Here is an 11,774-nt window from a genome sequence, read left to right on the forward strand (position 1 = left end):
CTCTACCTATGATTTTCGACCGCAAGGCTCACGATCGCGTCGCTCGGTGTCGAGCGGCTGAAAAGGTGTGACGCAGGGTTTCCGGTGCGATGCCGCGCTGCGCCGGCCTGTTCGATGGTCGGGACTGGGCCAGCAGTTCGGCGGCAACGCTGATCGCGATCTCCCGGGGGCGCTTGGTTTCGGTTGCGCCAAGGCCGATCGGGCAGCGGACCCGAGCCAGCGCGGTATCGTCGAACCCGGCGGCGGTGAGCCGCGAACGGAAGCTGGCCCATTTGCTCGTCGAGCCGATCATGCCGATGGAGTTCAACGCCTCGCGACCCGGGTTTTCAGGCGATAGTAACGCGGCGATAAGGTCACGGTCCTGCGCATGGTCGTGGGTCATCACCAGCACATGGCTGGCCGGCGGAATGGCCGCCACGGCTCGTGCCACGCCTTCGGCATCCGGTGATAGCCGCATCGGCCGCACGCGGGCGGGATAGCCTTCATGGCCGTTTCCATGCTCGTCCCCATGCTCGTTCCCATGCTCGTCCTGAAACGGAAAGGCTTCGGCCCGGCTGTCGTACCAGTCGATGCGCCAGGGTAACGGCGCGAGCAGTTCCACCAGCGCCTGGCCGACATGCCCCGCGCCGAACAGCGTCAGGTGGCTTTCGGCGCCGGCGAAGACTTCGATCAGCACGTGGACGAACCCGCCGCAGCACTGGCCGGAGCGCCCGCCCAGCGGGAACGCTTCGAGGTAGGTGCCGGACGAGACGGGCGTCGTCGCCAGATGCTGGCGGGCAGTCTCGATCACCTGCTGTTCGAAGTGGCCGCCGCCCAGGGTGTCGATCACGTCTGTCGGAGTGACGATCAGCTTGGCGCCGGGTTCCCGCGGGGTCGAACCGGCGGCGCCGACCACGCTGGCCAGCGCATGGGGCGTCCCGCTTTCCTGCAGCCGATGCAGCGCGGCGTGCCAGCTTTCGCGCCGATCTCGGATTTCGAGAGAGCCGCCAGCGCTCATCGCGACGCTCCGGCGTTCGGATCCTTGGCTCGCAGTGCTTCGGCTCGCAGCGCTTCGGCCGCCATCAGCACGCGTTCCGGCGTGGCGGGGGTGTCCAGTGGCGGGCTGACGCGATAGTCGGCAAGGCTCGACAGGGCGTCGCGCAGCGCCGACCACACCGAGATGCCGAGCATGAACGGCGGCTCGCCCACGGCCTTGGAGCGATAGAGGCTCGCCTGGGAATTGGGATGGCCCTCGAGCAGTTCGACATTGAAGATCGGCGGCAGATCACCGAAGGTCGGGATCTTGTAGGTGGCGGGGCCGTCGGTCAGCAGACGGCCCGCGTCGTTCCACTTCAGCTCCTCGCTGGTCAGCCAGCCCATGCCCTGGATGAAACCGCCCTCGACCTGGCCCAGATCGATCGCCGGATTGAGCGAGTCGCCGACGTCATGAAGAATGTCGACGCGCTCGACCCGATATTCGCCGCTCAGCGTATCGACGCTGACTTCGCTGACCGAGGCGCCGTAGGCGAAGTAGTAGAACGGCCGGCCCTGGCCGCTATCGCGATCGTAGTGAATCAGCGGGGTGGAATAGAAGCCGGTCGCCGACAGCGAGACCCGGCCGAGATAGGCGGCCTGGATCAGTTCTCCCCACGATACCGCGGGCGTCACCGCGCCGACGTCGGAGACGAGTTCTCCATTCTCGAGGCGCAACCCTTCGCGATCCAACTGATAGTGCTCGGCGGCGAAGTCGAGCAGGCGGTGGCGGATCTGGGTCGCGGCATCGCGCGCGGCCATGCCGTTCAGATCCGCGCCGCTGGAGGCCGCCGTGGGCGAGGTGTTGGGCACCTTGTCGGTGCGCGTGGCGCTGATTCGCACCGATTCGAAATCGATGCCGAGTTCCCGGGCGACGACCTGGCACACCTTGGTGTGCAGCCCCTGGCCCATCTCGGTGCCGCCGTGATTGATCATCACGCTGCCGTCGGTATAGACGTGGAGCAGGGCGCCGGCCTGGTTGAGATGCTTGGCGGTGAACGAGATGCCGAACTTGACCGGCGTCAGCGCCAGCCCGCGTTTGATCACGGCGCTGTGGCGGTTGAAGGCACGAATCTCCTCCCGCCGCTGCCAGTAGTCGCTACTGCGTTCCAGCCGCTCGATGATCTCCACCATCAGCGGATGCTGGTCGACGTGCTGGCCGTAGTGGGTGGTGTCGCGACCGCTGCGATAGAGGTTGCGCTTGCGCACGGTCAACGGATCTTCGCCGATATGGCGGGCGATATCGTCCATCGCCCGCTCGACGATCATCATGCCCTGGGGGCCGCCGAAGCCGCGAAACGCGGTGTTCGATGCCGTATGGGTGCGGGCGCGATGGCCGGTCACCCGCGCGGCACCCAGCGAGTAGGCGTTGTCGGCATGGAACATGGCGCGGTCGACGACCGCTTCGGAGAGATCCGGCGAGTGGCCGCAGTCGCCGATCAGGGTCATCTCGCCGCCGATGATCACGCCGCCGTCGTCGAAACCCAGCCTATAACGGTTGTGGAACGGGTGACGCTTGCCGGTGGCGCGGGTGTCGTCGGCACGCGGCAGGCGCAGGCGGATCGCCCGCCCGGTGCGGCGTGCCAGCAGCGCCGCCATGCAGGCCCATGGCGCGGCCTGGGTTTCCTTGCCGCCGAAACCGCCGCCCATGCGCCGGTTCTCCACCGTCACGGCATGAAACGGAATGTCGAGCACTTCGGCGACCAGCTTCTGGGTCTCGCTGGGGTGCTGGTTGGAGGTATAGACGATGACGCCTTCGTCTTCGCCGGGCACGACCAGACAGGCCTGGCCTTCCAGGTAGAAATGTTCCTGACCGCCGACGAACTGCTCCGCCTCGAGCACGTGGGGTGCGCTTTCCAGCGCCTGCTGCCAGTCGCCGCTGACCTGCACGTGCGTCGGGCGCACGAACTCGCCGGCGTCGGCGGCGGCAACCGGATCGAACCGGGGCGGCAGCGGCTCGATCTCCACGACCGCGGCCTTCACGGCGCGGCGCGCCTCGAGATAGCTGGCGGCGGCAACGGCAAACAGCGGCTGGCCGACGTAGCTTACTTCCTCGTCGGCGAACATCGGATCGCCGGGGAAGACCGGGCCGATATCGCGATGCCCCGGGATGTGCTGCGCGGTGATGACGTCGATGACGCCGGGCATTTCCCGCACCGCGCCGAGATCGAGTCGCGTCACCCGACCGTGGGCCACGTCGCTGAGGCCCACCATGGCGTGCAGTGTGCCATGCGGCGCCGGCAGGTCGTCGATGTAGCGGGCGCGTCCGGTGACGTGCTTGATGCCGCTTTCGTGGGCCTGGGCGTGGTTGACGTCATGCCGCTTCGGGCGCGGTGAGACGGTATCGCGTGCTACCGGCTCGTCGCCTTCGAGACGGCCGATCTCTCCGTCAGCGCCCGTCGATTCGGATTCGATCCGAGGCGCCAGCGAGGGTTCGGTCATGGGCGCTTGCTGCGGCTGGTCGGTACCGGCCGTGGCGCGCGAATCCGTGGCACGCGAAGCATTGAAGACCCGTTTAGTGAGCGTACGCATCGAGAGCGACCTCCTGCGTGGGCGTGGTCGAGTCGGTATTGGCCAGCGTCAGCCGCCAGCGTTCCAGCAGATTGGTGGCCGCAGTCAGGCGATAGTCGCGGGAGCCACGAGCATCGCTCATGGGCGTGAGCGACTCGCGCAGTGCCTGCTTGGCGGCATCGAAGGTCTCTGCGTCGGGTTTCCGGCCTTCCAGCGCGGATTCGACGGCAGCGACTCTCAGGGGAATCGCCGCCATGCCGCCGTAGGCGACACGTACGTCGGTCAGAATGCCGTCTTGCAGTCGCCAGCGAAACGCCCCCAGCAGCGTCGAGATATCGTCTTCGCGCCGCTTGGAAAGCTTCCAGACGCGCTGTTCAAGGCCAGCCTGCGGCTTGGGGAGATAGATGGCGGCGACGCATTCGCCCGGTTCGAGGGCGGTCTGCTTGTAATCCAGGAAGAACGATGCGAGCGGCAATTCACGCGTGCCCTCGGGGCCGGCCAGCCGGAGTCTGGCATCCAGCGTCAACAGTACGGGCGGGGTATCGCCGATCGGCGAGGCGTTGGCGATGTTGCCGCCCACGGTGCCTCGGTTACGGATCTGGGCCGAGCCCAGCCGGGTCAGCAGATGCGCGAACGCGGGATAGTGTTCGGCCAGCAGAGGCTCCCATTCCCGGTAGGTGACCGCCGCGCCGATCCACCAGCCGTCGGCGGTTTCCTCGATCTGACGCAGTTCCCGAACCTGGCGCAGGTCGATCAGCGTCTCGAACGGCTCGAGCCGCTGGGTGACGTCCAGCCACAGATCCGTGGCGCCGGCGACCAGCCGCGCTTGGGGATGACGTTGCATCGCTGCGGTCAGGTCGGCCAGCGTTGCTGGGGTGAGATAGCTCGCCTGGCTCTTGCTGTCCTGGCTCTTGCTGTCCTGATTCTTGCTGTCCTGACTCGTGCTATCCACTAACGGCGCCAGATGACGGATCTCGCGTTCGAGCTCGGGATCATCGGCCCAGGGCGGGCGAGTGTCGGCGCGTTCGTCCATGCTCAGGGCGGCGTCCCGAATGGGCCGGTAGCCGGTGCAGCGGCACAGGTTGCCGCCCAGAGCCGCTTCCAGGCGATGGTCGTCCAGCGGCTGCCGTGGTGCCGGCGTGGCGCGCTGCTGTTCATGTAGCGCGAACAGCGACATGACGATGCCGGGCGTACAGAATCCGCATTGGCTGCCATGACAAGCCACCATCGATGCCTGCGAGGGGTGCAGGGCGTCACCGCGAGCGAGCCCTTCGACAGTAATCAGGTGCGCGCCCTGAAGTTGATGCGCAGGCGTGATGCAAGCGTTGGCGGTGCGGTAAGCGAGCGGCTGCCGGTCATCTTCCGGAGAGGCGATGGCGACGGTGCAGGCGCCACAGTCGCCGGAAGCGCAACCCTCCTTGGTGCCGCAGTGCGAGAGCGGTCCGCGCAGCAGTTCGAGCACGCTCGTGTCGGGCGCGGCGGCCACGCGTTGGCGTTGGCCGTTGAGAAAGAATTCGATCATCGGAGATCTGCCGTTGTCATTGTACGGGTCGCCATTCGACGCCGGGACGAAGACCGGCGACCTTGCAGGGAAATCCTGACCGATCGGTCAGCTTTTGTCAGCCTCTTTGATTCTGCCGCCCATGGCAAGCTCTCTTTTTACGGCCAGTTACGGCCAGGCGAGTGTGCCATCGGCAGACAATCGTCTGGATTCAGCATAGCATCGGCGTCGGTTATCTTGAGACGTGACAATGACCCGGAGGCCGTGGGTCTCCATCCAGGCGTTTTCGTGGTCATTTCCAATGAACGACGAATACGCAGCAACGCGGTTCACGCTGAAACGTCAACAGACCCTAAGGAGCCCAGGTGGGCAATCACAATCTTCCCGAAGCCACGGTTCGGGAGCGCAACGAGCAGCGCATTTTCGATGCTGCGGAGAGCGTATTCGCTCGGCATGGCTACCGTGGTGCGAGCATTCAGGCGATTGCGGCGGCGGCCGGTATTCCGAAGTCGAACGTTCTGTATTACGTCGGCAGCAAGCGGCGGCTCTACATTACGCTGCTGGAGCGCACGATGTGGCGCTGGAACGAGATGCTGAGCGATGTCAGCGCCGACGATGATCCGGCGGAGGTGCTGGAGGCTTTCATTCGCAGCAAGATGCGCCTAAGCCAGACCCACCCGCAGAGCTCGCGACTGTTCGCCAGCGAGATACTTCAAGGGGCGCCGTTTCTGAAGGAATCGCTCTTCGGCGACATGCGGGAATGGGTGGAATCCCGCACCCAGGTTTTCCGCGAGTGGGCGGAGCGGGGGCTGATGGACCCGGTGGACCCGGTGTGGCTGATTTTCCTGATCTGGTCGGCGACGCAGCACTACGCCGACTTCGAAACGCAGATCGTCGGTATCACTCAACGCGAAGCGCTCGACGCCGAGGACTTTCAATCGGCCAGCGACTTCCTGTGTCAGGTCATCTTGAAAGGCTGCGGCGTGCGCCGGCGTGATGCATCGACACCGTGATCGGCGCGTGAATGTATCGTGCGGGGGGCCGCGGATGGCTATTCGGCATTGCCGATGACGAGGATCATCAGTACGGAAAGAGTGGAATGACAAGAAGAGTGATAAATCAAGAAAGCGCAAAGCCAGGAACTGGAGCAAACGCGGGAAAGCAGGAGAGAGTCGAAGCGAAACCGGTGAAAGCGAAATCGATGCAAGGTGAATGGGTGGATCGCTGGATGGGTAGATCACCGTTCGATCCGAAATCGGAAGCGAGTCCATTCGCACTCAACTTCCTGTCGAGTCTCAACCTTGAGGGCCGGCAACGTCCTGTTGCACTGCGGTCGATCCCTGGATGCTGTCCCTAGTCGCATTCCGTGCGAACTCGGATCATCCCTGAAGGTGCGTCCTTGCTGCAGCGGCATCCTGCCATCCGCAGTTTATACGAGGTTCGATCCATAAAGCGAATAGGAAATTTGAAGAAAAACACTAAGTTACAAAGAAATACGTTCAATTTCCGATTTTCTGACCAGCCGTTTTCGAGCTTTCTACAAGCCCTTGTTTCCAGACTAGAATCGCGAATCGAACGCGACGCTCCGAATGAGTGCGATGACGGTCTTTCCCGCTTCCAGTTGCATTTCTTCACAAGCCTGACGAGTGAGCCGGGCGCGTAGCCGCTGCCGGCCCACACGCAGCCGCACCTCGCTGGCACTTGGCGCCTGGGGCGATGGTTCGATCGCCTCGATCACGGCACTGAGACCGTTGCGATAACTTGTCCCCTCGGGCATGGCATGGGCAAGCGCCACGTCGCGCACGCCGACGCGCAGACGTATCGGCGTGCCGGGCGGCTGTTCGATCGCGGGAATGCGCAGCGTCTGTCCATCGTCGAGGGCGACCCGCGTCAGCGAATAGCGGCTGTCATGGTCGATCACCTTGGCGCTGAGGCGTGTGGCGGCGTCGAAGCCGCCCAGACGGTCGGTCAGGTCCAGCCGCATCATCAATTCGTCCAACTGACCATGCGCCGTCAGGCGCCCCTGCTCGATGAGCGCCAGGTGATCGGCTATCGCCGAAATCTCCGCGGTATCGTGACTGACGTAGACCACCGGGATGTCGATTTCCCGGGTCAGGCGGACGAGATAGCGCAATAGCTCCTGCTTGCGCTCGCCATCCAGCCCGGTCAGCGGCTCGTCCATCAATAGCAGGCGAGGCTGGGTCAGCAGCGCTCTGCCGATAGCGACGCGCCGCGCTTCGCCACCGGAAAGCGTGCCCGGCAGGCGTTCCAGGAGAGGCTCGATGCCCAGTAGCGACACCAGATCATCGAAGCGCGGGCGAGCGCTCGACGGCATGCCATAGGTGAGATTGCCGCGGACGCGGTAGTGCGGAAACAGCCGCGCCTCCTGAAACACGACGCCCAGTTGACGCTTGTGGATCGGCACGTGAGTCCGGTTCGCGACGTCGGTCAAAGTGCGCTCGCCGAGCCGGACGCGACCGGCATCGGGGCGATCGAGGCCGGCAATCAGCCTCAGCAGGCTGGTCTTGCCGCTGCCCGACTGGCCGAACAGGGCCGTCACGCCGCTGGCCGGCACCGAAAGCGAGATATCGAGGCTGAAGCCGCCCAGGCGCTTCTGCACGTGGCATTCCAGGGCATCGGCGCTGCTCATCGGTCGCGTTCCTCGAGGCGCAGCCTGGCACGGCGGGCCAACCATTCCGACGCGATCAGCGAAAGCATGGCGATCACGATCGACAGCACGCAGAGTCTGGCGGCAGCGGCTTCCTTGCCCGGCGTCTGGATCAGGGTGTAGAGCGCCAGCGGCAGGGTGCGGGTTTCGCCCGGGATGTTCGAGGCAAAGGTGATGGTGGCGCCGAATTCCGAGAGCGCGCGTGCGAACGCCAGTACCGTGCCGGTCAGCAACCCCGGTATTGCCAGCGGCAGCGTGATCGTGAACAGCACTCGCCATCGATTGGCGCCCAGCGTACCTGCGGCGGCTTCCAGCTTGGGATCGACGGCCTCGAGCGAGAGCCTGACCGCGCGGACCAGCAGTGGAAACGCCATCACGCCACCAGCGACGGCGGCGCCTTGCCAGGTGAAAGGGAGCGAGAAGCCGAATCCCTGATACAGCCACTGGCCCAGCCAGCCGTTGCGCCCCAGCGAGAGCAGCAGCAGATAGCCCACCACCACCGGTGGCAGAACCAGCGGCAGATGCAGCAGGCCGTCGAGCAGCGCCTTGCCGCGAAATTCGTGACGCGCCAGCAGCCAGGCGACGGCGATGCCGGGGATCAGGATCCAGCCGACAGCGCTGCCGGCGATCTTCAGGCTGAGCACGATCGCCTGCCATTCGGCGTCGGAGAGCGCCATCGCCTCAACTAGCATCCAGGCCTCGGGTCTCAGTTGGCGTCGACGGGCGTAAAGCCGTAGCGGGAGAAGATCGCCAGCGCGTCATCGCCGGCCAGCCATTGACGGAACGCGTCGGTCGCGTCGCTCGGTGCCGGATTCACCACGGCGAGCGGATAGGTGATGGGGTCGTGGCTGTCGTCAGGGAAGACGCCGATTTCCCTGACCCGGTCGCTCGCCTTGGCATCGGTTTCGTAGACGATTCCGAGCGGCGCTTCGTCGCGTTCGACCAGCGCCATCGCGGCGCGCACGTTGTCGCCGTTGGCCAGTCTCGATTCGAGGGCGTCCCATTCACCGATCGACTGCAGTGCCTGTTTGGCATAGAGGCCGGCCGGTACGTGGCTGGTGTCGCCCACCGACAGCCGCTCGCCCTCGCCGAGGCGTGAGGCGATGGTGATCTCACCGCCCGGCGTGAAATCCGGGATGTCGCTGGCGGCGGGGGCGATCAGCACCAGCCGGTTGCGGAGCAGATCCACGCGCTCGTCGACCGGCACGTTCTGCTTCTCGAGCCAGTCCATCCACTGTTCGTTGGCGGAGACGTAGATATCGGCGGGCGCGCCATTGGCAATCTGGCGCGCGAGTGTCGAAGACGAGGCGTAGATCGGGACGATGTCGACGTCGTGATCGGATTCGTAGGATCGGATCGCCTCGTCCATGGCATCGGTCATCGATGCGGCGGCGTAGACCTGAACCGGCTCGTTGTCGGCATGAGCGGCAAGCGGCATGGAGAGCACCAGCGCCAGAAAGCAGAAGGACGTTTTGCGTACCGATAAAGTCACGATTTTCTCGCTCACGTTTTTCGCTATGTATGAATGGAAATAACGGGAAATCACTATAGCTGTCGGTGTCGCGACGGTCGAGGAAAAATCGGGCGGCACGGCGCTCAATCGGGTTCGGAGTCCGAATCCGGCTTCGACTCGGCAAGCGGAGGCGACTCGGCCTGGTGGCGGGTAGCGAGGCTGTCCAGCAGGGCTCGGCCGCTGGCATGTTCCGTCAGGTCCGCGGCCAGCTGGCGGTAGTGGTAGATGATCTCTCGGCCCAGGTCGGTCAGCGTGGCGCCACCGCGCTGGGTGCCGCCGGTGGCGGTGTTGACCACCGGCGCCGCCAGGTGGCGGTTCATGGTATCGAGCAGTTGCCAGGCCTTCTTGTAGCTCAGGCGCATCTCGCGGCACGCCGCCGCGATCGAGCCGTGTCGCTCGATCGCTTCCAGCAGGTCGATCTTGCCGGGGCCGATCACGATCTCCTTGTTGGCGACCAGGCGAATCTGAAGGCGTGGCGTGGGGTGGTGCGTACGGGTCATGGCGATATACCTGGCATGCGAAGCGGCCTTTCTGGCGTGAGCCGAAGGTTGTAGCACAGGATAGCCACGTTCTCAGCCATCGTGACCCCATCCGGCCCGTCAGGTCGACGTCACGACCGTGGCGGGGCGCGCGAACCGCCAGCGTAGCCAGTCGATCACGACGAACACGGCAAGGCTGGCACCCATGACCGGCAGCGCATACCCCAGCGCGACGGCGACAACGCCAATCGTCAGCTTCGCTCGCGTGCTAAGGCCACGGTAGATTGCCGTGAAAGCTTGCGGCGCGTTGGCGCTGCTGGAAGCGGCGCCGGCAAGAGACGGGCGGCGTTGCCACCACATCAGGTAGCCCCAGCACACCAATGTCGCGAGGCCCGTGGCGAAGGCGACCAGGACCAGCTGGTTGGGCAGCCCGAACAGTATGCCCATGTGCAGATCGATGCCCCAGCGGGTCAGCTTGGCCGCCAGCGGATAGTCGTCGAAATCGGCTCGATCGGTGACGGCAAACGTTTGCGGATCGAGTGCCACCTGATCGACCTGGGTCGGCCATTCCCTGGCCACTTCACGAATGGCCCAGGCCTGATGCGGTGAGGGCGGCGGCACGATTTCGACGCTGTCGGCGTCGATGCCGGCGGCTCTTGCCGCGCTCAAGGCGTGATCGAAGTCGCCAGGCGACAGCGGCGAGGGCTGCGCCATGTTCATCCCGGCGTGTTCGGCAGCCGCATGATGGGCCGCATGCGGATCGGCGCCCCGTTCCGAGTCGGAATGCGAGGCTGCAAGCTCGGTGGAGACAGCGGGTGTCCCCCAGCCCCAGGCATGACGCAGCTGAGCGATGTTGCCGCCGGCCCACTGCGACCAGGTCAGCCCCGTCGCCGAGAAGAACAGCAGGCCGATCAGCGCCACGATGCCCAGCGTGGCATGACGCCGACGCAACCGTGGCCGGCCTGCTGCCGTGATTCGGCGCTGGCGCCACCACAGGAAGGCGCCGCTGAGTGCGGCGATCCATAACCAGGAGGCCGCCAGTTCACTGTAGTGTCGGCCGATATTCCCCAGCAGCAGGCTTCGGTGGAACTGATCGATGGCGGTGCGTAGCGGTAGTATGCCGCTGGTCCCGTAGACCGGCATGTCGCCGCGAATCTCCAGCGTGACCGGGTCGACGAACAGCGCCCGGTGTTCGGAGGGGCCGAATGCTTCGCCATCGAACATCACTCGAGTGGTCGTTCCCGGCGCTGGCGCAGGGCGAACGGCGGCGGGTGAGGCAGCGATGCCAGCAATATGCTGGGCGGCTTCGATCTGGCGTGACAACGGTTGGGATTCGCCGCGACTCTGCGTGGTCAGGGCGTCTTGATAGAGCCAGTTTTCGAGCTGCGGCGTCAGCGCATAGGCAATGCCGGAAAGCGCGGCGACGAGCAGGAAGGGGCCGACGAACAGGCCGACGTAGAAATGAAGGCGAGTGATCAACGCGATCCACGAGGGAGGCTGGCGGCGGCCGGTCGCCGACGAGACGGTATCCATGGATGAACTCCGAACCTGAATGATTTCCAGCGTGATTCCCGGCCGAAGGCCAGGAGCACGTACGACGCCGGCAATGCAGCCCGGGAGGCAGCATTCGCGGCGACAGGAGACGGAAAGGACTTCAGGCGCGGGGCGGCGCGCGGGAGGCGTAGCGGGGATGGGCCGCTGTGAAGGGCAAGACCACGACGGCGGGCGGATGGAAGGTCGCTGGCGGTGGCGCCGACGGCGGCAGCACTTGCGGGAGCTCGAGCCCCGGCGCGTGCAGGAAGAGTTCGCAGTAGCCACACGCGGCCATGTCGAAATGGTGGAGGATATGGACCTCATCCACCGCCTGTGGCTGGCCGTGGGCGTGAGGTTCGGCGTCGCCATGACGGGGCATTTCCGCCATGGTGCCGACCGGCATTTCCATCAGCCGCTGCATCTGGCTGATCAGCGGCCCCGTGAACGCCAGCAGCATGGCGAACAGCGCGAGCGCGGTCAGCGGGCGATACCAGCGGTGCCAGAAAGATGTCATATCCGTTCCAGGACGACGTCGTCAGGCCGCGACTCTACCCGTTG

At 65.3% G+C, this 11,774-nt stretch carries 10 protein-coding genes; 1 reads left to right on the top strand and 9 read right to left on the bottom strand.

Going from position 1 to position 11,774, the window contains the following annotated elements:
- Window positions 1-28 precede the first annotated feature (28 nt).
- From xdhC to xdhA, 3 genes are read right to left on the bottom strand one after another with little or no spacing between them, the layout of a single operon-like run.
- A complete protein-coding gene (gene xdhC, locus R5R73_RS09455) occupies window positions 29-997 on the bottom strand; it encodes a xanthine dehydrogenase accessory protein XdhC (protein WP_322529515.1) in 969 nt (322 codons plus the stop codon).
- On the bottom strand, window positions 994-3,543 hold the full coding sequence (gene xdhB, locus R5R73_RS09460) for a xanthine dehydrogenase molybdopterin binding subunit (protein ID WP_416221227.1): 2,550 nt from the start codon (window positions 3,541-3,543) through the stop codon (window positions 994-996). Before xdhB ends, xdhC begins: the two co-directional genes overlap by 4 nt.
- Window positions 3,527-5,044: a xanthine dehydrogenase small subunit gene (gene xdhA / locus R5R73_RS09465; protein ID WP_322529516.1), complete on the bottom strand. Its 1,518-nt coding sequence runs from the start codon at window positions 5,042-5,044 to the stop codon at window positions 3,527-3,529. The genes xdhB and xdhA overlap by 17 nt, the downstream gene beginning before the upstream one ends.
- Before the next feature lie 344 nt (window positions 5,045-5,388).
- Between xdhA and R5R73_RS09470 the strand changes: the two genes are divergently transcribed.
- The gene (locus R5R73_RS09470; protein WP_322529517.1) at window positions 5,389-6,036 is read left to right on the top strand and encodes a TetR family transcriptional regulator C-terminal domain-containing protein; all 648 of its coding nucleotides are present in this window, start codon (window positions 5,389-5,391) and stop codon (window positions 6,034-6,036) included.
- A 545-nt stretch (window positions 6,037-6,581) separates the two neighbouring features.
- Here R5R73_RS09470 and modC read toward each other — a convergent pair.
- The 6 genes from modC to R5R73_RS09500 all read right to left on the bottom strand — a co-directional run bounded on the left by modC (window position 6,582) and on the right by R5R73_RS09500 (window position 11,730).
- Window positions 6,582-7,673 (bottom strand): molybdenum ABC transporter ATP-binding protein, encoded by a 1,092-nt coding sequence (gene modC, locus R5R73_RS09475; RefSeq protein ID WP_322529518.1) that lies wholly within the window; start codon window positions 7,671-7,673, stop codon window positions 6,582-6,584.
- A complete protein-coding gene (gene modB, locus R5R73_RS09480) occupies window positions 7,670-8,383 on the bottom strand; it encodes a molybdate ABC transporter permease subunit (RefSeq protein ID WP_244179848.1) in 714 nt (237 codons plus the stop codon). Before modB ends, modC begins: the two co-directional genes overlap by 4 nt.
- Before the next feature lie 14 nt (window positions 8,384-8,397).
- Window positions 8,398-9,183 (bottom strand): molybdate ABC transporter substrate-binding protein, encoded by a 786-nt coding sequence (gene modA, locus R5R73_RS09485; protein WP_322529519.1) that lies wholly within the window; start codon window positions 9,181-9,183, stop codon window positions 8,398-8,400.
- 104 nt (window positions 9,184-9,287) lie between these two features.
- Window positions 9,288-9,704 carry a winged helix-turn-helix domain-containing protein gene (locus R5R73_RS09490; protein ID WP_322529520.1) on the bottom strand — a complete coding sequence of 139 codons (417 nt, stop codon included), beginning with the start codon at window positions 9,702-9,704 and terminating at the stop codon, window positions 9,288-9,290.
- Window positions 9,705-9,803: 99 nt separating this feature from the next.
- Window positions 9,804-11,216 (bottom strand): PepSY-associated TM helix domain-containing protein, encoded by a 1,413-nt coding sequence (locus R5R73_RS09495; protein ID WP_322529521.1) that lies wholly within the window; start codon window positions 11,214-11,216, stop codon window positions 9,804-9,806.
- A gap of 121 nt (window positions 11,217-11,337) precedes the next feature.
- On the bottom strand, window positions 11,338-11,730 hold the full coding sequence (locus R5R73_RS09500; RefSeq protein ID WP_322529522.1) for a DUF2946 domain-containing protein: 393 nt from the start codon (window positions 11,728-11,730) through the stop codon (window positions 11,338-11,340).
- Window positions 11,731-11,774 lie beyond the last annotated feature (44 nt).

The sequence above is a fragment of the Salinicola sp. LHM genome (assembly GCF_034479735.1).
In the GTDB taxonomy this organism is placed as follows: Bacteria; Pseudomonadota; Gammaproteobacteria; order Pseudomonadales; family Halomonadaceae; genus Salinicola; species Salinicola salarius.